Annotated in this window: 20 protein-coding genes and 1 pseudogene; 8 read left to right on the forward strand and 13 right to left on the reverse strand. The window is 73.5% G+C overall.

Features of this window, described 5'->3' with window-relative positions:
* The first annotated feature begins 242 nt into the window (after nt 1-242).
* The gene (locus tag ACFYUZ_RS36425; protein WP_389316613.1) at nt 243-1,736 is read left to right on the forward strand and encodes an MFS transporter; all 1,494 of its coding nucleotides are present in this window, start codon (nt 243-245) and stop codon (nt 1,734-1,736) included.
* Between the two features lie 127 nt (nt 1,737-1,863).
* Complete coding sequence (locus tag ACFYUZ_RS36430; RefSeq protein WP_389316616.1) at nt 1,864-2,247, forward strand: DUF6479 family protein; 384 nt, start codon at nt 1,864-1,866, stop codon at nt 2,245-2,247.
* A gap of 82 nt (nt 2,248-2,329) precedes the next feature.
* Here the strand turns inward: ACFYUZ_RS36430 and ACFYUZ_RS36435 are convergent, their stop codons facing one another.
* Nucleotides 2,330-2,983, reverse strand: coding sequence for a TetR family transcriptional regulator (locus ACFYUZ_RS36435; RefSeq protein WP_389316619.1), 654 nt, complete (start codon nt 2,981-2,983; stop codon nt 2,330-2,332).
* Entirely contained in the window at nt 2,980-4,476 is a 1,497-nt protein-coding gene (locus ACFYUZ_RS36440) for an MFS transporter (protein WP_389316781.1), read from the reverse strand. Before ACFYUZ_RS36440 ends, ACFYUZ_RS36435 begins: the two co-directional genes overlap by 4 nt.
* Nucleotides 4,477-4,687: 211 nt before the next feature.
* On the opposite strand from ACFYUZ_RS36440, the gene ACFYUZ_RS36445 reads away from it, so the two are divergent.
* From ACFYUZ_RS36445 to ACFYUZ_RS36460, 4 genes are all read left to right on the forward strand, one after another.
* On the forward strand, nt 4,688-7,015 hold the full coding sequence (locus ACFYUZ_RS36445) for an FUSC family protein (RefSeq protein ID WP_389316622.1): 2,328 nt from the start codon (nt 4,688-4,690) through the stop codon (nt 7,013-7,015).
* Between the two features lie 90 nt (nt 7,016-7,105).
* Nucleotides 7,106-7,873, forward strand: coding sequence for a uracil-DNA glycosylase (locus ACFYUZ_RS36450; RefSeq protein ID WP_389316625.1), 768 nt, complete (start codon nt 7,106-7,108; stop codon nt 7,871-7,873).
* Nucleotides 7,874-8,241: 368 nt separating this feature from the next.
* Nucleotides 8,242-8,730, forward strand: coding sequence for a hypothetical protein (locus ACFYUZ_RS36455; RefSeq protein ID WP_389316628.1), 489 nt, complete (start codon nt 8,242-8,244; stop codon nt 8,728-8,730).
* 507 nt (nt 8,731-9,237) lie between these two features.
* Complete coding sequence (locus tag ACFYUZ_RS36460; protein ID WP_389316631.1) at nt 9,238-9,381, forward strand: hypothetical protein; 144 nt, start codon at nt 9,238-9,240, stop codon at nt 9,379-9,381.
* A 248-nt stretch (nt 9,382-9,629) separates the two neighbouring features.
* Here ACFYUZ_RS36460 and ACFYUZ_RS36465 read toward each other — a convergent pair whose 3' ends face one another.
* Nucleotides 9,630-10,208: a TetR/AcrR family transcriptional regulator gene (locus ACFYUZ_RS36465; RefSeq protein WP_389316634.1), complete on the reverse strand. Its 579-nt coding sequence runs from the start codon at nt 10,206-10,208 to the stop codon at nt 9,630-9,632.
* A 91-nt stretch (nt 10,209-10,299) separates the two neighbouring features.
* Here ACFYUZ_RS36465 and ACFYUZ_RS36470 point away from each other — a divergent pair, with 91 nt between their 5' ends.
* Nucleotides 10,300-10,746, forward strand: coding sequence for an anthrone oxygenase family protein (locus ACFYUZ_RS36470; RefSeq protein ID WP_389316637.1), 447 nt, complete (start codon nt 10,300-10,302; stop codon nt 10,744-10,746).
* A gap of 190 nt (nt 10,747-10,936) precedes the next feature.
* Here the strand turns inward: ACFYUZ_RS36470 and ACFYUZ_RS36475 are convergent, their stop codons facing one another.
* A complete protein-coding gene (locus tag ACFYUZ_RS36475) occupies nt 10,937-11,713 on the reverse strand; it encodes an SDR family oxidoreductase (RefSeq protein WP_389316640.1) in 777 nt (258 codons plus the stop codon).
* Nucleotides 11,714-11,892: 179 nt separating this feature from the next.
* Between ACFYUZ_RS36475 and ACFYUZ_RS36480 the strand changes: the two genes are divergently transcribed.
* Entirely contained in the window at nt 11,893-12,765 is an 873-nt protein-coding gene (locus tag ACFYUZ_RS36480; protein ID WP_389316643.1) for a helix-turn-helix transcriptional regulator, read from the forward strand.
* 194 nt (nt 12,766-12,959) lie between these two features.
* Here ACFYUZ_RS36480 and ACFYUZ_RS36485 read toward each other — a convergent pair whose 3' ends face one another.
* The 9 genes and pseudogenes from ACFYUZ_RS36485 to ACFYUZ_RS36525 all read right to left on the reverse strand — a co-directional run bounded on the left by ACFYUZ_RS36485 (nt 12,960) and on the right by ACFYUZ_RS36525 (nt 21,429).
* The gene (locus ACFYUZ_RS36485) at nt 12,960-13,730 is read right to left on the reverse strand and encodes an NUDIX hydrolase (RefSeq protein ID WP_389316646.1); all 771 of its coding nucleotides are present in this window, start codon (nt 13,728-13,730) and stop codon (nt 12,960-12,962) included.
* The gene (locus ACFYUZ_RS36490) at nt 13,727-14,227 is read right to left on the reverse strand and encodes a GFA family protein (protein ID WP_389316648.1); all 501 of its coding nucleotides are present in this window, start codon (nt 14,225-14,227) and stop codon (nt 13,727-13,729) included. Before ACFYUZ_RS36490 ends, ACFYUZ_RS36485 begins: the two co-directional genes overlap by 4 nt.
* A gap of 27 nt (nt 14,228-14,254) precedes the next feature.
* The gene (locus tag ACFYUZ_RS36495; RefSeq protein ID WP_389316795.1) at nt 14,255-14,485 is read right to left on the reverse strand and encodes a hypothetical protein; all 231 of its coding nucleotides are present in this window, start codon (nt 14,483-14,485) and stop codon (nt 14,255-14,257) included.
* 527 nt (nt 14,486-15,012) lie between these two features.
* Nucleotides 15,013-15,207 (reverse strand): annotated as a pseudogene (locus ACFYUZ_RS36500) (NUDIX hydrolase); the annotation flags it as partial.
* A gap of 96 nt (nt 15,208-15,303) precedes the next feature.
* Nucleotides 15,304-16,152: a hypothetical protein gene (locus ACFYUZ_RS36505; RefSeq protein ID WP_389316651.1), complete on the reverse strand. Its 849-nt coding sequence runs from the start codon at nt 16,150-16,152 to the stop codon at nt 15,304-15,306.
* A 236-nt stretch (nt 16,153-16,388) separates the two neighbouring features.
* Complete coding sequence (locus ACFYUZ_RS36510) at nt 16,389-17,801, reverse strand: NUDIX domain-containing protein (protein ID WP_389316653.1); 1,413 nt, start codon at nt 17,799-17,801, stop codon at nt 16,389-16,391.
* A complete protein-coding gene (locus ACFYUZ_RS36515; RefSeq protein WP_389316655.1) occupies nt 17,798-19,105 on the reverse strand; it encodes a protein-L-isoaspartate O-methyltransferase in 1,308 nt (435 codons plus the stop codon). The genes ACFYUZ_RS36510 and ACFYUZ_RS36515 overlap by 4 nt, the downstream gene beginning before the upstream one ends.
* 72 nt (nt 19,106-19,177) lie before the next feature.
* Nucleotides 19,178-19,957 carry a class I SAM-dependent methyltransferase gene (locus ACFYUZ_RS36520; RefSeq protein WP_389316658.1) on the reverse strand — a complete coding sequence of 260 codons (780 nt, stop codon included), beginning with the start codon at nt 19,955-19,957 and terminating at the stop codon, nt 19,178-19,180.
* Nucleotides 19,954-21,429, reverse strand: coding sequence for an NUDIX domain-containing protein (locus tag ACFYUZ_RS36525; RefSeq protein ID WP_389316661.1), 1,476 nt, complete (start codon nt 21,427-21,429; stop codon nt 19,954-19,956). Before ACFYUZ_RS36525 ends, ACFYUZ_RS36520 begins: the two co-directional genes overlap by 4 nt.
* Nucleotides 21,430-21,734: the final 305 nt, after the last annotated feature.

Genomic DNA, 21,734 nt, shown 5'->3' on the forward strand with positions numbered 1-21,734 from the left:
CCACACCGAACCGGGAAGGCCCTCACCCGTTCAAGATCCCTCAGCCGAGACCTGCATCACCCGTCCACAACCTCCCGGGACAGAACACCTAGGGCTCGGCGGCCGCGTCCCCCGGACGGCGGGCGATCGCGTGGTGCGGCCACCGGGGTGGCCACATGCTGGACATGGCGTCCAGGATCTGCGCACACATGACTGCTCCCGAGCGGGGCACTCGCAGGAGGGTGCCTGACGGAGAGGGAGTCATGAGGAGAGAATCGACCCGGGCCGCCGCGCCCGCGACCACAGGAACCGTGACCACGGCCGTACCGGCCCGACTGGACCGCCTGCCCTGGTCACGCTGGCACTGGATGATCGTGATCGGCCTCGGAACCGTGTGGATCCTGGACGGCCTCGAGGTCACGATCGTCGGCAACATCGCCGGCCGCCTGGCCGAGGACGGCAGCGGCCTCGACATCACCGCCGCCCAGGTGACCGGGACCGCGGCCGCCCTGTACGTCGCGGGCGCCTGTTCCGGAGCACTGTTCTTCGGGTGGCTGACCGACCGTTACGGCCGCAAGAAGCTCTTCATGGTGACGCTGGCCGTCTATCTCGGAGCCACGGCGCTCACCGCCCTGTCGATGGAATCCTGGTGGTTCTTCCTCTTCCGCTTCCTCACCGGCTTCGGCATCGGCGGGGAGTACGCGGCCATCAACTCGGCGATCGACGAACTGATCCCGTCCCTGTACCGGGGCCGGGTCGACCTGATCATCAACGGCAGCTACTGGCTCGGAGCGATCGGCGGGGCCCTGCTCTCCATCGTCATGCTGGACACGAACATCTTCGCCGTCAACGTGGGCTGGCGGCTCAGCTTCGCGCTCGGCGTGGTCCTCGGCCTGGTGATCCTCCTGGTCCGAAGGCACGTGCCGGAGAGTCCACGATGGCAGTTCATCCACGGTCACGGCGAGGACGCCGAACAGCTGGTGTCGTCCGTCGAGCGCGAGGTCGAGAAGGAACACGGCCGCCCGCTGCCGGCACCCGCGGGCGAGATCACCATCCACCAGCGCCGGAGCATCGGCTTCGGACTGATCGCGAAGACGGTCTTCCGTCGCTATCCGCGCCGCGCCGTCCTCGGCCTGTCGCTCTTCATCGGCCAGGCGTTCCTCTACAACGCCATCACCTTCGGCTTCGGCACGATCCTCACCACGTTCTTCGACGTGCCCACCGGCCACACGGGCTACTACTTCGCCGTCATCGCCGCCGGGAACTTCCTCGGGCCGCTGCTGCTCGGCAAGCTCTTCGACACCGTCGGCCGCCGCGTCATGATCTCGTCGACCTATCTGCTGTCGGGCCTGCTGCTGTTCGGTACGGCCTGGCTGTTCGGCAGCGGCGTGCTCAGCGCCACCACCCTCACCGCCTGCTGGTGCGTCGTGCTGTTCTTCGCGTCGGCCGGCGCGTCGAGCGCTTACCTCACGGTCTCCGAGGTCTTCCCGATGGAGACCCGGGCCATGGCCATCGCCTTCTTCTACGCGATCGGCACGGCGGCCGGCGGCATCAGCGGCCCCCTGATCTTCGCCGACCTCACCGAATCCGGCGTGCCGTCCGAGACGGTCCTCGCCTTCCAGATCGGTGCCGGCCTGATGTGCGCGGCCGGACTCGTGGCCGCCTTCCTCGCGGTGAAGGCGGAGCGCCGCTCCCTGGAGGACATCGCCGAGCCCCTGTCCGCGGCCCGTGACGACGCGGAGCCGACCCGCACCTGACCGAACGAACACGACCGCTCCACGACCGTCCGCGCATCCGCGGCCGGTGCACGAGCGGAAACACACATGACGTGGCCGAACCCCCGACTCGGCGTTCGGCCCACGGAGAGACGAGCGAGGTACTTCCATGCACACGTACGTCCTGCAAGAGCCGGTGCTCGCGGCCGGAGTCTGGCAGTCCGGTCTCGCCCAGGTGCTGGGCGGGCTGCTGGTGGTCGCGGTCCTGATCGGAGCCTTCGTCCTGGGCATCCGGGTCAAGAACCGCGAGCTCCCGCCGCCGGAGCCGGAGTCGCAGCCCCGGCGGCCCGACACGGACCGGCTGCCCGGCGAGATGTCCGAGTACCGGAAGCCCTCGGAGGTGCCGCAGACCGACGGCGAGCACCGGCTCAGGCCCCACAACCTGAAGAACTCGGGCGAGGCCGACTCCGAACCGCGGAGCGAGGAGAAGCGCAAGTGGCGCGGCATCTCCAGCGGCGGCTTCGGCAGCGGCGGAACGGGCCACGGGGACTGAGCCGTCGCGCTCCCGCCCGGGGCCGTACGCCCCGCCCCGGGCGCGGTCCGCGGTCGTGGGAGACCCGCCGCGGGCCGGCGCGCTACGCGCGAGCGGCGCCCCCGTCGACCAGGTGCTGGATGCCGGGGCCGTAGAGCTCCGCGAGCCGTTCGGCGGTGGTGTGGGCGGTGGCGCCGTCGGGGCGGTGGAGGCTCAGGGTGGCGCCCAGGCCCAGGAGCTGGCCGGCGACGAGTTCGGCGCGCAGTCGGGCGTCGGGGCCGGTGAGGACCTCCGTGAGGCGGTCGGTGATCTGCTCGCGGAAGCGGGCGCGCAGCAGGGTGCGTTTGTCCTCGATGCCGAGGGAGAAGACCACGCGCAGGAGCGGGTCGCCGCGGAGCCGGTCGCGGAGCTCGACCATGGTCAGGACGAGGTGCCGGCCGAGGTCGGGCAGCGGGGCGGCGAAGAGCTCGGCGGCCGCCGGACGGAAGTCGACGACCGTGTTGAACAGGGCTTCCTTGCTGCCGAAGCGTTTGACGATCAAGGAGGGGCTCACCCCGGCCGCCGCGGCGATGCCCCGCATGGTGACCTCGGCGTACGGCTTGAGCGTGAACGCCCTCCGCGCCGCGCGGATGATGGCCTCGCGCCCGGTCTCCGGGCCCGCTTCCCCTCCGTCCGCGGGGGAGCTCCCGGCTTCCTGGCGGACGGTTCGATCCGCGTCGGCCGTGGCCGGGGAGGTGGGTTCGTCGGCGGTGCTCATGCGTTCCCTCGGGCGGCGCTGGCGGGCGGTGGCACCGTGACCGTACCGCCCGGCCGCTCCCCGTCGCGCGGGGCCTTCCGGACCGGCCGGTCGGACGGCAGGAGGAGGGTGGCGACGAGGGCGGCGAGGGCCGCTCCGGCGGCGATCAGGAAGATCAGCAGGTAGGCGTGGAGCGTCGGTGCGGTCCGGCCGTCGGCCACGAAGGTCACACGGGCGAGCACGGCGGTGACCACGGCGCTGCAGCAGGCCTGTCCCACGGAACGCATCAGGGTGTTGAGGCCGTTGGCCGACGCGGTCTCGCTCACCGGCACGGCCCGCATGACGAGGGCGGGCAGCGCGGAGTAGGCGATGGCGGTGCCGCAGGCGACCACGGTGGCGCCGGCGACGACCAGCCAGAGGCTGTGGCTGGTGAAGAAGCGCACCACGTAGCCCACCGCCATGACGACCGCCGCGACGGCGAGCGCGGTGCGGGGGCCGTACGTGACGGAGATCCGCGCCGAGAGCGGAGACAGGGCCACCATGGCGAGCCCGCCGGGCAGCAGGCAGAGTCCGCTGACGACGATGGAGGCGCCGAGGCCGTAGCCGGTGCTCGTGGGCTCCTGTACGAGCTGGGCGGTGACCAGGGAGTTGGCGTAGAACGAGAAGCCGATGAGCAGGGCCGCGACGTTGGTCAGCAGCACGGCGGGCCGGGCGGACACCCTGAGGTCCATGATCGGGGACGGGGTGCGCAGCTCGTACCGCCCCCAGAGCAGGCCCACGGCCACCGAGGCACCGAGCAGACCGAGCGTCAGCGCGGAGGTCCAGCCCCAGCCGGAGCCCTGGGTGATCACCAGGAGCACACCGACCAGCAGGGCGGCGAGGCCCAGCGTGCCCGGCACGTCGAACCGTCCCCGGGAGCGCACGGCCGACTCCGGCACGATCCACAGGACGAGCAGGAGGTCGAGCAGACCGAGTGCGGCGGACGCCCAGAACATGGTGTGCCAGTCGAAGTTGTCCGTCACGACGGCGGCCAGGGGGAGTCCGATCGCCGCGCCGATGCCGAGGGTGGAGCTCATGAGCGCGATCGACGGCAGGACGCGCTCGGCGGGGAGCTCGTCGCGGATGATGCTGATGCCGAGCGGGATCACGGCCAGGGCCGTTCCCTGGAGGGCCCTGCCGGCGATCAGCACGCCGATGTCGGAGCTGACCGCACAGAGCACGGAACCGAGGGTGAGCACCCCGAGCGACGCGAGGAGGACCCGCCGCTTGCCGTACATGTCGCCGACCCGGCCGAGCACCGGAGTGAACACCGCACCGGTGAGGAGGGTGACGGTCACGAGCCAGCCCGCCGCGGCCGCGCTCGCCCCGGTCAGCTCGGGCACGTGGGGCAGCAGCGGCACGACGAGGGTCTGCATGACGGCGACGACCATGCCGCAGAAGGCGAGGACGGGGACGACGAGCCGGGAGGGGGCGGGCCGGGACGTCGTGCCGGGCACGGGTTCGGCGGAGGTCATCATGCTCCAGAGGCGAGGCGAGGCGAGGCGAGGCGAGGCGAGAGCCGGGAAGGGCGGGGGTGCACATGCGTTCACCCCCAGGGTAAACAGGCGTGCACCCCCTGCCAAGGCCGGTGCCCCGGCACCTCGCTCGCCTCCTCACTGGCCCACTGCCGGGCGGCGGCGAACCCTTCCCCGTGCCGCGTACGGCGGGGCGGGTGATGCTGGGGGCATGGGTGGCGCGTTCCCGCGACGACCGTCGCCCGCCTACCGGGCGGCGGCGCGGAGGGCTCTGCGCGTCACGATCGCCGCCACGGCCGGGTTCTACGTGTTCCTCCACGGCTTCGACTCGGCGGTCGGCGCGACGTACGCCCTGTTCGGCGCGATCGCCATGGCCGGGCTCTCGCACCTCCCCGGCTCCGGGCGCCAGCGGGCCGCGCTCCTGGTGGGCGTGGTGCCGGTGTGCTGGGTGCTGATCACGCTCGGCACGTACCTGTCCGTCCGGACGTGGAGCGCCGTGGCCGGCATGCTCGTGGTCGGGTTCGCCCTGGCGTTCGCGGCCGTCGGAGGACCACGCTTCGCGGGCGCGGCCACGGGGCTGCAACTGATGTACATCCTGCCGTCGTTCCCGCCCTACGACCCCGGTTCGCTGGGCGAACGGCTGGCGGGGGCGACCTTCGGGCTCGCCCTGCTGGTCATCGCGGAGATGACGCTGCTGCCCGAGCCGGCGGCCCTGCCCTACCGCGAACGGGCCGCCCGGGCCGCCGACGGCGCGGCGCGCTGCGCGGACCGGCTGCGTTCCGCCCCGTACACCCTGCCGGAGCCCGCGCTGCGCACCGCCCGGGCCCTGAGCGCGGGGCTTCGTTCCTCCCGCGTCCCGGAGGCGGAGCGGCCGGCCGGAGCGGGTGTGCGACCGAGGGCGCTGGCCCACACGGGCCTGGCGACCCGCACCTTGCTCGGTCGACTGACGGCGTTGCCGCCGCCTCCCCCGTCCGCGACCACGCCCCGGGAAGCCGGGGCCGAAGCTGGGGATGGGGATGGGGATGGGAATGGGAAGGGGGCCGGAGCCGGAGGCGGGGCCCGACCCGGGGCAGGGGCGGCCGAGGTGGCCGGGACCGGTCTTCCGGGCCCGCTGCGGGCGGTCGCGGACGTGGCGTGGGAGACCGCCGCCCGGCTGAGGGGCGGAATGTCCGACGGCCGGGCGCATGCCCGTCTGCAGCGGATCCGTCAGGCACTGACGGCGGCCGAGGACGGCCCTCCGGCTGCGCTGCGCCGCAACGCGGCGCTCCTGGAGATGGCGGACGCGGCGCTCGCGATGTCCACCGCGGCCGACATCGCCGTACGGGGCCGAGCGGCCGACGCCCCGCCGCCCGGCCCGTTCTGGTACGCGCGGATGCGGGCACCACGGCTGTGGTGGCGGCGCCTCTCGGGCCACATCGGCAGCCGGTCGGTGTTCTTCCAGAACGCCGTACGGATCAGCCTGGCCCTGGCGGCGGCCCGGTTGATCGCGGGCATCGACACCCTCCCGCACGGCTTCTGGGTGCTGCTGGCCACCCTGACGCTGACGCGCACGACGGTACGGGAGACCAGGAGGACGGAGCGGATCGCGCTGACCGGCACGCTCGTCGGCGCGTTGGCCGCGGCGGCGTTGCTGGCGCTGGTCGGTACCGACATCGAGGTCTACGCGGTGGCACTGCCGCCGCTGATGCTGGTCACCTTCACGCTGGGGCCGGTGAAGGGCGTCGGGTGGGCGCAGGCGCTGTTCACGGTGGTGGTCGCCATGGTCTTCGCGCAGCTGGCGCCGGCCACCTGGCAGCTCGCCGAGTTCCGGCTGCTCGACGTGCTGACCGGCAGCGCGATCGGCGCCGGGTTCGGGCTGCTGGCCTGGCCGCGCGGGGCCCACGACGAGTTGGGGCGGTCGGTCGCGGTGCTGCTGAGGATCGCCGCGGAGATCGTGGTGGCCACGACGGCGCAGACCGCGGCGGGCGGACGACGCGTACCGGTGGTCACCGCACCGGGCCACCGCTCGCTGCAGCACGCCCTGGTCATGGCGGAGTCGGCGTACGCGCAGTACCAGAGCGAACCGAAGGGGCCCGCTCCGCCGCCGGCGGGCCGGGACTGGCAGGCCGCGCTCATCGCAGGCCACCACACGCTGTGGGGCGCCGACCGGCTTCTCGTGCCCTCCGATCCGGTCGTGGTCCCGCCGCTGGGGAGGGAAGCCGCGGAGTCCGTCATCCGCGCGGGCGACCGGGTCGCGGCGGACATGCTGCTGATCTCCGCCCGCATCGACCCCACCGGAGACGCCGTGGAGACACCGGTGCCGCTCCACGCCCCGACAGCCTCCGCCACCGTCGCCGCCGACCCGCCCGGCGCACCGCGCGCGTACTACGCGACGGTGTCCTGGCTGGCCTCACTGACGACGGACCTTGTACGGCTCGCAGGCGACACCGACACCGACACCGGCGCTGACGCGCCTGTCGGCGAGCGGCGTTCGCGCCGGGCGGGCGATCCCGCGGGCACCGGCTCGGGTCCCACCGCGAGCCACGGCGAATCCCGCTGAACGCGACCGCCGACTGCCGACCGCCGACTGCCGACTGCCAGGATGAAGCCGACCGTCGGAACCGACCGTGATGGGGAAAGTGGGACGAGGATGTCGACTGCCGAGGGGTATCCGGTGCGTGCCGCCGCCCAGGCCCGCACGCTGGCCGACATGGACGCCCGACTCGTGGAGTGCCGGGCGTGCCCGCGGTTGGTGGCGTGGCGGGAGGAGACCGCCCGGGAAAAGCGGGCGGCGTTCCGGGACCGGGAGTACTGGGGCCGCCCCGTACCCGGGTTCGGGCCCACGGACGCCGCCCTGCTGATCACCGGACTCGCGCCCGCCGCGCACGGCGCGAACAGGACCGGGCGGATGTTCACCGGCGACCGGGCCGGCGACCTGCTGTTCGCGACCCTGTACGAGCTGGGGCTGGCCTCCCGGGCGACGGTGACGGGTCCCGACGACGGGTTGGAGCTCACCGGCGTGCGGGTCACCGCCCCGGTCCACTGCGCACCGCCGGACAACCGCCCCACGCCCGGCGAACGTGACGCCTGCCGCCCCTGGCTGACCCGCGAGACGCGGCTGTTGCGACCGACCCTGCGCGCGGTCGTCGCCCTGGGTGCCTTCGGCTGGCAGGCAGCGCTGGCGGCGCTGGGCGAGGCCGGGTGGAAGGTGCCCCGACCGCGGCCGGTGTTCGGGCACGGTGCACGGGTGCTCCTGCCCACCGAGGAGGGGACGAACGGCCCGCTCACGTTCTTCGGCTGCTACCACGTGAGCCAACGCAACGTCTTCACCGGAAGACTGACGCCGGAAATGCTGAGCAGGGTCCTCGCCGAGGCGGCCCGCACCGCCGGCCTGCCGGTCGAACGACGGGACGGGTAGCCCCGGCCCTCCGGCGACGGAGTTCCGCGCGAGGGACCAGGGTCGCCGGTCGACGGGGAGGCGCGGATCCTCGCCGCCACCGGTGGCCGTACCGCCACGGCGGACCGACGAGCACGACCTCCCTGTCCCCGATGATCGCGAAAGACGGCAGCGACGGGAGCGGGGGGAGGTTAGGTTGGCGGGGGGCAGGGAGGGCGACTGACGGGTATGGGGGAGCGATGTCCGAAGCGGCGGCGTGTCAGGGCGGGGCGCAGGAAGGCGGCGATCGGCAAGCACCGCTCCAGGACACCCCGGCCGACGGACGACCAGGGCCGTGGCTCCGCCTCGGACGACTGCTCCGCTCCCTGTTCCGTACCACCCTGCGGGGCGTGGTGTCCGTGGCCGCGGCGCTCACCGTGGTGAGCGGGGCCGTCGTCGGCGTGAAGGCCCTCCTGCCCCGGGATCCCGATCACAGCGTCCACATCGACAAGCCCGCGGCCACCGGAGTCGTCTCGCGCTGCATCACCGTCGCGGGTACGGGCAAGCCTGCCGAGGGACACCGCCTCTGGACGGCCGTCCGCATCGAGGGCGCGTACTACCTGGTCGGCCGGGCCCGGCAGGACAGCACACAGGGAACGGGTCACTGGAGCGCCGACGCCGTGACCGTGGGTCCCGAAGACGGCGTCAGTACGACGTACCTGCTCACGATCCTGGACGTGGCCCCCGGCACGGACGCGGCCCTGAGCCGGCTCACCGTCGACGGGCAGCCGGACAACCTGTGGCGCCTCGCCTTCCCCGCCCTCCCCGATGGCGCGAGCGTCGTGGCGGAACGCCAGGTGGTCCGCGACGCGACCCACCGGGACTCCTGCCCGACCTGAGGGCGCCGGGCCGAACCGGTCAGCCACGCCCGAGCTGCCCGCGCCGGCCGTGGGTGGGGGAATGAGATACCGGCGCGGGATGCCATGAGGAAGGACGGCCGGTATGACGACGTGAAGAGCACCGGGTGAGCGGCAGCGGTGGATCAAGGACGGGACCTGGGAGACGGTTCCGGACGGTGACCGGCGGATCTGCGTGGCCTGTACGACGCCCGTCCGCTCGTACAGATACCGCTTCTATCCACCCGGGTCCCCCCTGTTCGAGCGGTGCATCGGCTTGGCCTGGTGTTCCGGCTGCCGCGTCTACTCCGGCTCGATGGTGCAAGTCCCCAGGAAACGAGTCCTCGTCGATGCCCTGGAGTCACTGCCCCGCGACCAGAGGGAGCGTCTCGCGCGAAGCGAAGCCGGATTGATCGAATACCTCGACCGGCACTTCCGGGCAGACGGCGCCCTGGACGACGCCGCTCGCGTGTCCGCACCGCCCCGCAGGACGCGCGGGCCGCGGCAGCGGTGACGATCACGGAACTCGCGCGCGACTTCCACGGCATCGACGTCGAGGTGAGCTGGGAGCCGCCCCAGGAGCCCTGGTCATGGACCGCCCAGGTCACCCTCGCCGCGGAAACCGCACCTCCTTCGCCGGACGCCGAAGGCTGAACGGCGAGATCGAGGGCTGTCCCGTGGCCTCGACGAGACGCGCCACGCCCCTCCGTCCACGCCCCTCCGTCCACGCCCCTCCGTCCACGCCCCTTCGACCACGCCCCCTGGCCACGGCCCTCTCGGACCCTGCGGCGCCCGAAGGCGGAGAGCGCAGGCTCGACGAACCAGCGGCAGAAGCTCGGGTCCGGGGCGTGGACGGCAGCGGCCGTCAGCGGATCGAGGAACTCCTCGGCCAGGCCGGCGCGTCAGAACACGGCGAGCCGGTCCACCAGCAGTTCCACCCTCCGCTCGGTGTCCTCCGGGGGCAGCCGTCCCGCCCGGGTCAGGGTGGCCAGCCCGTGCAGGGCCGCCCAGAACACCTCGGTGAACAGCCCCGGGTGGACTCCGTCCCCCGCGACTTCGTCGAGGCTTTCCAGCAGGGCGGCGAAGGCGTCCTTCAGCGGCTCCGGAGTGTCCTCGTGCGCGAACGCCAGACCGCCGTCGAGCCGGAACATGGCGTCGTAGACCGCCGGGTTGCGCTCGGCGAAGTCGAGGTACGCACGGGCGAGGGCGGCGACCCGGGTGCGAGGGCCGTCCGCGGCGGAGGTCGCGGCCCGCAGCGCCGCGGCCATCTCGGCGGCACCCTCAAGGGCGACAGCGCCGATGATCTCGCGTTTTCCGCGGAAATGGCTGTAGAGGACGGGCTGGCTGTACTCGATGCGCTCGGCGAGCCGACGGGTGGTGACCGCGTCCCAGCCTTGCTGTTCGGCGAGTTCGCGGGCCGTGGCCACGATGAGGCGCTCGCGGTCCGCCCGTTCGCGCTGCTTGCGTTCTTGTACCGACATGAGTCGATCCTAGCACTGCTAGACAATCGAGCGGCAGTAGTACTAGCGTTGCCTCGTCAGCTAGCAATGCTAGATCTCTGGAGGGGTCATCATGCTCAACGCACTCGAGGTCTTCACCACCGTGGTCGTCGGCGTGATGGTGGGGGTGGAGCTCTCCGTCGCCTTCGTCGTCAACCGGATCCTCGACGCGCTCCCCGAGGACAGCGGCCAGCTCGGCCGCGCCCACGGAGGCCGGATGCTCGGCGCCGTCATGCCGGTCTGGTACATCGGCTCGCTCGTCCTGAGCGCGGTCTGGGCCATCGCCGGATGGGACCGCCCCGGCGCCGGCCTCGTCGTCACCGCCGGCGCGCTGCTGATCCTCAGCGTGATCATGTCGATCCTGCTGCTCGTCCCGATCAACAACCGGAGCAAGACGTGGACCGCCGAGAACCGGCCCGAGGACTGGAAGGAGCAGCTGAACCGCTGGGACCGCTTCCACTACGTCCGCGTCGCCGTCATCATCGCCGCCTTCACCCTGCTGGTCGCCGCCCTCACCTGAGCCCACGGGCCGACACCGCGCCGGTGGTGCGCGATCACCGCTCCCCGGGCGACGACGGGCCACCGAGACCGCGACATCCGGGAACGCGGCTGCCGCCGGGAGCCCACGAGCGCCGCCCCCGGCAAGCCGCGCCCCTCGACGACCCGCGCGGGCCCGCGCAGGCGGCGGACTCGCGCCGGCGAACCGCCGGTCAGCCGGCCTGGCCGGTGGGCATGATGGTGACCTGCTGGAGGTTCACCCGCGGCGGCAGCGCGGCGATGAAGCCGACGGTCTCCGCGACGTCCTGCGCCGTGAGCCACTCCATGCTCTCCCTGGAGCCGGCCAGCCAGTCCCGCGCGCCCTGGTCGGTGACGTGACTCTGCAGCTCGGTGCCGACGATGCCCGGCTCGATCGCCGAGACGCGCACGTTCTTCGCGCCCAGCTCGGCCCGGAGGTGACGCGAGAGATGGGTGACGTACGCCTTCGTGCCGGAGTAGACCGCGAAGTTCGGGAAGATGTTCTGCGCCGCGATCGAAGAGGTGTTGATCAGGTCGGCCACACCGCGTTCGGCGGCGGCCCCGACCAACTGCGGGGTGAACGCGCCGATCGAGTTCATCAGACCGCTGATGTTCAGGTCGATCTGGTGCTTCCACTGGTCCGTCGCCAACTCCTCGATCGGAGCGGGCAGCATGACGCCGGCGTTGTTCAGGAGCAGGTCGGCACCGCCGAACTCGGCCTCCACCCGATCGGCGGCGTCCCGCAGGGCGGCGGCGTCGGTCACGTCCGCGGTGATCGCCACCGCGCTCCCGCCGTTCTTCTCGACACGGGCGACGAGGTCCGCCAACCGGTCGGCACGCCGCGCCAGGACGACGACGCGGGCACCCAGGGAGGCCAGTTGCTCGGCGGACGCCTCACCGATGCCACTGGAGGCACCGGTGACGACCGCGACGCGACCGGCCAGGGGGCGGGACAGGGTGTTCGTGGACATGATGCGTACCTTCCAAGGGACAGGAGGAGAGCGAGAACGCGGCCGGCTCCTCCGGCCGCACATCCAGCACACCACCCGGGTGAGCCCCTCGGGACGCCATGGCTGGCCCTGCCCAAACTGGTACCCGCAGGGCCACCTTGGAGCGGACACGGGACCGTCGGCGTGCTCACACTGGAGGCATGGACCGCACCAGGGAAATCTCCGGCTTCCTGCGCTCACGGCGTGCGCGGATCACCCCGGAAGAGGCCGGACTGCCCTTCGACGGGCGTGTCCGCCGTGTTCCGGGTCTGCGCAGGGACGAGGCGGCCCGCTTGGCAGGCGTCAGCACCGAGTACTACACGCGCCTGGAGCAGGGACGGGCGGGCAACCCCTCCGCCGAGGTCGTGGAAGCGATCGCCCGCGCGCTGCGGCTGGACGAGACCGAACGCGAGCACCTCACCGACCTCCTGCGGTCCGGCGCCCGGACCGCACGCCGCGCGTCGGCCAGGGCCCAGCGGGTCCGACCGGGCCTGCACCTGATGCTGGAGACCCTCGGCCACGTGCCGGCCTTCGTCCTGGGCCGGCGCACCGACGTACTGGCCTCCAACCGGCTCGCCAGGGAGGTGCTCACCGACTTCGACGCCCTGCCCGCCACCCGTCGCAACCTGGCACGCTACTACCTCCTGGACCCCCGGGCCCGCGAGCGAGTGGGCGACTGGGAACGGATCGCCGCGGAGACGGTGGCGATCCTCCGGCTGGAAGCGGGCCGCCACCCCCAGGACCGGCAGCTCGCCGACCTCGTCGGTGAACTCACCCTGGGGTGCGAGGAGTTCACCGGCTGGTGGAACGACCACCGGGTGCTGCGTCGCACTCACGGCACCAAGCACTACCACCACCCCCTCGTAGGAGACCTGTACTTCTCCTACGAGTCCTTCCAGGCCCCTGGCGACGCGGAACAGACCCTGTGCGTCTACAACGTCGAACCCGGCTCCGAAACCGCCCAGGCCCTACAGGTCCTGGCCAGCTGGACCGCACCCACGACCACGGCACCCGCAGCTTCGCGCCCCGGCTGACACCACCGCTGCGCCGGCCCGCCCCGCGAAGGGGTCGCGCGGCGCGCGGCGCGCGGCACACGCAAGGGCGACATCCGCTGGAAGTCGGCCCAGGCCGAACCGTTCACCTTTTCCCTGCCTCCCCGGGGCGTCCCGGCGCCGGGCTCGGGGGCCGTGGGAGACGACTCTCCGGACCCTCGGCCGCGTCGCCCGGATCAGGCGGTGAAGTACCGGTCGAACACCTGGGGCAGGTAGTCCGCCGTCGCCCCGAGGCGGCCGGCTGCGGCCGCCGAGGGTGCGAAGCCGATCTCGTCGAGTTCCGGCCCTGTGCCGGACCCGGCCTGCGCGACGGACAGGTCCGCGTGCAGACGGCGTACGAGCGCGCCGGACACAGGCGGGCAGAGATAGTGGAAGCCGAGACTGCCGAACCGGCTGCCCCGGGTGAGGGCCCACAGCCGCAGCTCCTCGACGGCGACGCGCACACCGGTCTCCTCGACCAGCTCGCGGGCGGCGTGCCGGCACAGCTCTGCCGTGTTCAGGGGCATGCCGGCCGAGGGCGGTTCGACCGCGCCGCCCGGCAGGCTCCACCGGCCGGGTGCCGCCGTGGCGGGAGACCCGCGACCCACCACGAGACCCCTCTCGGTGGGCAGGAGAACGGTGACGAACACGGACCCGGGGACCTGCTCGGGCGGTCGTAGCCGGCGCAGGGCACGGTAGCGGTACGTCATCGGGGCCCAGCGCACGACCAGGCTTCCGTCTCCGGGCCGGTCGAGGCCGAGAGCGGCCACCAGCGGGCCGTCGAACGTGGCGGGGTTTCGGGCCGTCGTCTCCTCCCAGAGCCGGTCCACTTCACGCTCCTCCCAGGAGGAGAGGACGGGCGTCATCTCCTCGGCGAACACCAGCAGACGGGCATCGAGGAACTCCACCGGGGGCCGGGCGGCCCCGGGAACGCCCTCCGGCCCGGGCAGGTCGGCGGGGCGGTTCACGAGGACCGGGGCCGGAGCGCCGGGCCGGGCGGGGCAGGGGCGAGGGCGACGCGCATCCAGGGAACGGAGCTCTCTCGGTAGGAGTGGCCGAGCGGTTCGATGCCACGCCGGTCGGTCAGGCTGAAGCCGGTCACCATGATCATATCGGATCCGTCGGCCACGGACACGAGATGCGTTCCGCAGTCGGGGCAGAAGCCACGGCGGAGGGTGGGGTGGGTCGAGTACCACTTCGGCTCGCCGCCGGGACCGGTCCAGCTCAGGGACTCCGTGGGGAAGCCGACCCAGAGCACGGCGGGCCCTCCGCTGAGCCGGGTTTCGTGGGGGCACGAACACAGGTGGGGGTCGAACGGGTCCCCCGCGACCCGGTAGGCGACGCGGCCGCAGAGACAGTGCCCTGTACGGATCGCCCCGGTCGGAGCGTCAGCTCGGGAGGGTACGGGGAGGGGCTCGTCGGACGGGCTCGGGAAGGCGTCGGAGGAGGCGGGTGTGCTGGTCATGGTTCCTCGGTCTTCTTCGGGAGGTGGCTACCAGGTGTGGGGGCCGGAGAGCTCGGTGACGGGTCGGCGGACGGCCCGGGGGAGCCGAAGGAGGACGGGGGCCCGGTGGACGGCCGCGAGCTGGTCGGCCGCGGCCGGGCCCCGGTCGAACAGCTCCAGCGCCTGCTCGGGTGTGGCCAGGACGCGGACGTACGTGCGGCCGGTGGCCGGGTCGACCGGCGGCGCGCCGACGCGCACGAGCGCCGCGGCGTAGCGCACGCGCGCGCAGGGTTCGTCGGGGTCGGACGGGTACCCGAGGTACACGGTGCCGGCCAGTTCGGCCGCGGCCTCTTCTCTGGCTTCACGGACGAGCGTGGCCTCGGGGCGCCCCCGTCCTCGGGTTCCGGGGCGCCGCCGGGCAGACGGGCCGCTCCGGTGTCGGGTTCGAGGAGCACGAGGACACGGCCGTCCGGAGCGAAGGCCCAGCACCAGGCCTGCCGGAGCACGAGCCCGCCGGGGACGGGGCGCGGGTGGAAGGGGAAGGGGTGCCGAGCCCGGGCGGCACGCAGGACGCCCACCCGGTCCAGGACGCTCGGCGCGATCGGAACGCCGTCCTCCAGGAGGATGACACCGGCGCCGTCGACGCGGGCGCGGAGGGCGGACAGGGCACGGCGGGCGTCGCCCGGGGACATGAGGGCGGGCAGATCGGCGGGCTCGACGAATTCGACCGCGAGGCCGCGTCGGACGGTGAGGGTGACCCCGAGTTCCTCTTCCATTTCCCGGACGGCGGCCCGGGCGGCGGTCTCGCCCTTGTCCACCGCACCGCCGGGCAGGAGGCGGAAGGGCCGGTAGCCGACCTTCTGGACCAGGACCCGCCCTCGCCCGTTCGTGATCGACACGGAGGTGCCGGCCCACAGAGCCGCCGACGCGCGCAACGCCCCGTACTGCTCGTCGGTCGTCTTTCTCGGGGGCGGCTGATCAGCAGCGGTGCCCGTCGTCATCGTCTCTCCGATCGGCGAGGTTCGTGTCGAGGTGTGAAGGGGGCGGGTCGGACGGTGAGCCGGTCCGCGGCGGCCGGCGCGGGAACGGAAAAGGGGTCAGTGACGGGGAACCGGGGCGCCGGTGAGGTGCTCGGCGTGCCGGGCGACCAATGGGGCCAGGTGCGGGTGGACGCCTCGACCGCAGGCCTGGAGGAGCCGGCCGAGGGCGACGAGCTCCCCGGCTCGGCCGGCGGGCGTGTCGAGCACGTCGGCGAACTCGTGCCGGAGGCGGGCCGCGACGGCGGGCACGGGCAGGGCGTAGGCGTGGAGCAGCCCTTGGTCGAAGCCCACCGGCATCCGCCCCCACGACTCCCAGTCGAAGACGACGAGGGCCGGCGCGGCGACGTTGGCCCAGTGGAAGTCGCCGTGTCCGGTGGTGCGATGGCTGATCCGCAGAGGGTCGATGCCGAGGAAGGCACGGAGGTTGCGATCGATCCAGGACTGCCGTACGGCCTCGCGATCGGTGGGCACCGTGGCGAGCGCGACCGACGCGGCACGCAGCTCCCGCCACCAGGCGTCCGGCAGGGCGGGATCGCGGTCGAGCACGGGACTGCCGGCGACGACGGCCGGCGTGGTGATGAGTTCGGTGAGCTCGGCCCGGTAGGCGTACGGTCCACCCGTCCAGTCCAGGAGGTCACGCAGCCGGGGACGCGGCACCGCCCGGGGCACCGCCGCGTCCGCGAGCGCAGTGCCCTCCCACAGCCGCCCGCCCGCCTTCCCGGACGGCGCGCAGACGATGCGCAGCCAGCTGGTGCCGGCCCGGCGGCCGAGCGTGCGGCCTCGCCACCCCCACACCTCCGGCCCGGTCGGTGTGACCTGCAGGCCGCGTGCCGCGGCGATCAACGCGCGACGCATCCGCGCGACGTCCTCGGCGGCGGCCGGCGCCGTGAACACCGGTGTGCTCATGGTCGGTTCCTCGATTCGTGTCGGCCTGCTCAACGGATGGGGCAGGGGAGTGTCACGGCCGACCGCCGCCGTCGGCGCTGTCGCGGCAAGCATCCGCTCGACGGTGCCCTTGCTCCGGACGCCCATCGCGGTCACGGACACGTCGGCGGGCGCCGGATCAGCGCCTCGAACCGGCCGGTGGCCCGGTCGTCGCCCCGCCGGGGGACCGGCGCGGCGTGACCGCCGCACGTCGGGATTCATCGCGGGGCTCCTTGCGGGCGGTGGAAGGGCCATGTGCTGCCGGTACGCAGACGGGCGAGGGTGCGGCGGCCGCGCTCGACGAGCTCCGGGTCCCCGGTCCGCGTCCCGAAAGCGATGCCGGAGACCGAGTCCAGGGCGGCGCTCGCGACCAGATGCGCCTCCTCCGCGCCGCTCAGCGGACGGCCGTAGCCGGTGAAGAACGCCGTGGCCAGGTCCTCCCGGCCGTCGAAACGGTCGAGGATGCGGACGAAGTCCCTTACCCGTGGTTGAAGTTCGCTGCGCTCCACATCGACGAAGCGCACCACGCCGTCGGCGCCGAGCAGGAGGTTGCGCAGCTGCAGGTCGCCGTGCGTCACCACCGGCGCGAGCGGCCCGCACCCCTGGGCGGCGGCGACGGCCGAGCGGACGCGCTCCTCGTCACCCGGTTCGAGCAGCGGCCGCGCCGCGTCCAGATGGCGCCCCATCCGGTCGTACGCTCCCACGGGTGCGGGACCGTACGCCGTCTCGGGGAGGGGGCTGGCGTGGATGCGGGCCGCGAGCGCGCCGATCGCCTCGAACACCGCGCGCTCCTGGGCTCCGGTCAGCACCATGCCGTGCAGGGACCGGCCCTCGACCGCGGTCACCACGACCGCCCGGAGCTCCGGGTCTGCGGCCACGAGGCGGGGCCCGGCGCCACCCAGCCCGGGAACCCAGCCGCGCAACGCGGCCGCCTCGCGCCGGTGGAACCTCTCGTTCTGGTGGACCTTCACGAACCACCCGCCGCCCGCCGCCCCGCGTACGCGCCACACGCGGCTGCTCTCCCGGGTCCAGGACACATCCGTCCACGAGGTGACGCGGCCGACGGCACGCTCGGCGAAGTCCCGCACATCCGGCTCCGGCCCAGGATCCGCGGCCCCCGGCCCGTGCAGGAGGCGGAGACGGTCGACGCGCGGATCGTGGGCGATCGGGTCGTCGGGTGCGTGGAAGTGCAGAGCGACCGGTGCGCCGGCCCGGTAGGCGTCGAGTCCGGCCCGGCAGTAGGCGACCATCGGCTCCGGCAGCGCCGCGACCGGGAACCACTGCACCGCATCGCACTTGTCCGGCTCGACGACCCGGGGAGCGCCCTGCCAGCGGCGGACCTCGAAGAAGAACCCGACCCGCTCCCGCCCGCCGCCCGGCGGCCGGTGGTGCACGACCACGGCCGCACGGACGTCCCCCGGATCCACGACGAGGCCGGTCTCCTCCAGCGTCTCGCGTACGACGGCTTCCACGACGGTCTCCCGCTCCACGTGCCCCGACGGCGCGTGCCACAGACCGGACGCGTACACGTCGCCGGCACGCCGGGACAGCAGCACCTCCGGCCCCTGCTCTCCGTCGCGGACGGCGATCAGGTGCACGTCCACCGGCACGGTGTGCCGCACGCCGCTCACGCGCCGCCCCCCGGCCGCGCGGTGTCCTCCGGGGCGACGTCCCGTACAGCGCCGGCGAGGAGCGGGACCGCATCGGCGGGGGTGCCCGGGCGGGGCATCCGGCGGGGGACGGCGGGCAGCGGCGGCAGCGTCCAGGAGAGGGCCTTCGGCCCCTGGCCGGAGGTGACATGCTGGGGACCGGTGCCGTCGCCGAGCTCGACCCGGTACGCGTCCGGCCGTCCGGCCCGCTCCCAGCGGACGTGGAGCTCTTCGAGCTCGGCCCAGATGTCGCGCGACCCGTGGACCCGGACGGTGCCGTCGCCGGGCCCGGACACGGCCCATGAGTCCTCCTCGGGGGCGACGAGGGTCATGGTCTCCGCCCGGAAGTCCCTCACCACCGCGCCCACCCGGTAGGCGGCGGCCAGCCAGAAGCCGTACGCGTCGTCCGGCGGCGGCGCGAGCCGGGTCGCCCGTGGCGTGCCGGGATCCGCCTCGATGCGGGCACGGTGGCCGGTCGCGTCGAGCCACCGGTGGCCGAGCATGGGCCGGTACCCGCGCGGCCCGCCCCGCAGGGTCGCCTCGATCAGGCCCGTCCTGGTGCGGGTGACACCGAGCCGGCCGGGCCAGCTCGGCGTGCGGGTCGCGAGCGTCGTCAGCAGCCGCCCACCAGGCGCGAGCTGCTCCACCCACGCCTGCGGGACGCCGGGGACCCCGATGCCGGAGTGGATCCGGTCGAACGTCCCTCCTGCCGGGTGCCCGTCGAGGGCGTCGCCCTCGACGACGGTGGCCTCCAGGCCGAGCCGGTCGAGGTTGCGCCGGGCGAAGGCGGCCATGTGGCCGTCACGCTCGACTCCGGCGGCGAGACGGGGGCCGGTGACGGCGGCGGCGAGAGCGAGGGAGACCCCCGGGCCCGGGCCGAGTTCCAGGTATCGCTGCCCCGGTTCCAGCCGGAGGGCCTGAAGGACTTCGACGGTGACAGGGGAGTACGTGGACATCGAGGTCATGTGCCCGCCGGTCACCGGCCCGCGCGGCAGCGCGTCCAACCGCTCGCCGTCGCGTTGCAGGAGGATCGACTCGTCGCCGTGGATCAGATCGAGCCACTCCTGACGGTCGTCCGGGTGCGAGCCGTCGAGGAGACGCCACTCGATCGGATCGGCGCCCGGGCCGCTGACCCGTACGTACGCGTGGGGCAGAAGCACCTCGCGGCGCACGTGGAGCAGGGCGTCGCGCAGCAGGGGGTCGGTCAGGACGCCCGAGGAGGCGAGACGGTCGACCATGGCGGTGCGCAGGCTGCTCGTCGCGGCGGCCTGGGGATCAAGGGACATGCTGACCGCCCTTCGTGGGTGAGGAAGCGGCCGCGGGGGACGCGGCGGTGTCGCGGTCGGTGCGGACGGGTGTCATGACCCACTCCGCTCCGGCCGGCGGGCCAGGGTGTGCACGAGGTGGCTCATGTCCCGGTACGGGCTCCGCCAGGACGCGGTCCACTCCAGCTCCAATGCCGCCGCGTACGCGACCGGGTCCGGCGCCCAGGTGCCGTCGAGGTGGTCGTGGAAGATCCGGACCCCCTGCCAGGGCAGCGGCGTCAGCCCGTGGTCGGCCGCGAGCCGGTCGAGGGCTTCCGCGGTGTCGCCGCGGGTTTCCCGACCGAGATTGCCGACGCTCCTGTCCGCTCCGGACCCGATGAGCCGACGCGCGGTCGCGTACTCGCCTGCCAGGGCCTCGCGTACGCCGATGGACCGGCGGTTCTTGGCGAGGACGCTCAGCAGTCCGCCCGGTGCGACGAGTCCGGCCAGGCGGGCGAGCGCCTCACCGGGCTCGTCCAGATACATCAGCACGCCGTGACAGCAGACCGCGTCGAACCGCTCCCCGTCGAAGGGGAGGGAGGCGAGGTCGGCACCGACCAGCCGGACGCGGTCGGCGAGCTCGGGGCGGGCCGCGAGGCGATCGGCTGCGGCGGCCAGCATCCGGGCGGACGGGTCGGCGCCGGTCACCCCGTGGCCGACGGCGGCGAGACGGAGGGTCATCTCGCCGTTCCCACAGCCGACATCGAGAACCGCGGCGGGACGGGCCGGAAGCTCGGTGAGGAGCCGGCGCTCGACCAGATCGTGGCGGAGTCGTCCCCGCGCGCTGTCGGAGTGGGCGGCGTACGCGGCGCCCACCGCGTCGAATCCGGTCATCGCGACCACCCGAGTTCCGTGTAGGCGCGGCCCCTCCGGATGCCCTCGATCGCCGCACGGGTGTAGGGGACGGTCGGCTCGGGCAGGTCCTTCGCGCTCCACCACTGCCAGGCGACGCACTTGTCCGGTTCCCGGAGCCTCGGAGTGCCCTCCCAGCGGCGAGCACGGAAGAAGAGTTGGACACGCGGGAAGTCGTCGGGCCGGTCCAGCATGTGCACCGTGTGGACGAGCTCGACGTCGGCGGGGTCGATCACCAGCCCCGCCTCCTCGTACGCCTCCCTCACGAGGCACGCGGTGGCCGACTCCGCCTCGCAGTGGCCCGCCGGCACGTGCCAGAACCCACCGGCGTACGCCGAATCCGGATGTCGCAGACCCAGCAGGACCTGGTCGTCCCGCTCCAGGCAGAGGTGAACGCCGACCACGTTCGGCACGGTCCCGGACGGTGCCTTCGCCGGCGCGGCCCCGGCGGCCGTCGCCGGTCCGTCGGCGGACGCGGGGTGCTCGGCGGCGTGCCGCTCCAGGAGGGCCCTGGTCGACGGCAGCATCGTCATGTGCGGGAACTTCTCGGGCCGTACCCACGCGAGCATCACGCCCTCGGTGAGGGGGAGCCGCGCCGGATCGCCGTTCCAGCGGCCGGTGAACAGCTGGATCGGGACGCGGGTTCCGTCGATGCCGGTGACGTGCTCGACCGCGTACGGCTCCAGGCGGGCGATGCTCAGATCGGCCTCTTCGCGCAGCTCCCTGCGGACGGTGTCGAGCAGGGTGCGGTCCTGCGGCTCCCGGCCGCCGCCGAGCAGTGACCAGCGCCCGGGCTCCCAGATCCACGGCTTGTCGGCGTCCCGCAGGTGCAGCAAGTACCGGCCCTGGCCGTCGTGGATGATCGCGGAGGCGTTCACCGGCACGATCACGCCGTCCAGAGCCGAGGCGGCGAGCTTGTCGTGCAGCGTCGGCGAGGACACCTCGTCGAACGGCAGCCAGACCGCGTCCGTCACCTCCTCGGCCCGCAGGGTGGGTTCGGGCGCGTCGTCGGCGAGGTGGAAGGCGAAACGGAAGTCGTAGTGTCGGTGGGCCGGTTCGCCCTTCGCGGGGCTGGGATCGATGTCGTGGACGTCGATGTCGACGGGCCGGTCCCGGAATTCGGCAGTCAGGACGAGGGCGGATGCGGGGATCCCCGTCTCCTCCTCGGCCTCCCGCAGGGCCGTGGCCAACAGCGTGACGTCGTCGGCTTCGACGTGTCCGCCCGGGGTGAGCAGCAGCCCCCCGGTCGCCTCGTGGCGGACGTGGAGGACCCGCCGGTTCCGGTCGATCACCACCGCGCTGCAGGTGACGTGGCCGGGCAGGGCGGAGCGGTCGGTGGGATCGCCGCCGGCCTCCAGGGCGGTCAGCAGTCCGGCGAGGGCGTCGCGTTCGCCGGGGTGCCGGTCCAGGTAGGAGGAGACCAGGGTGCGGAGGGGGGAGAGGGCAGGGGGCATGGCGGAACCTCGCGGACTGGGGAGCGGACGGCGGGAGGGCGGTCGATGGCCGGCCGGTCCGGCCTTTCGGGTCGGTCCGGCCGGGTCAGGGCGGTGCGCGGGCCGAGTACGAGGCGGCCCGAGTCCGTGTCGGGCGAAGTACCGCTGCTGAGGGCCGAGGGCCTCTCCGACGGCCTCCCCACGGTGCCCGGCCAGTGGCCCGTCCGCCGTCATGGTGCCCGGGACGTACCGGGGCACCGTCATGACCAGGTCCCGGTGCGCGGCGACGAGCCGGCCCTGGTTCGCAGTGTGGCGGGTGGCGATGA

The organism is Streptomyces sp. NPDC004266 (genome assembly GCF_042874095.1).
In the GTDB taxonomy this organism is placed as follows: Bacteria; Actinomycetota; Actinomycetes; order Streptomycetales; family Streptomycetaceae; genus Streptomyces.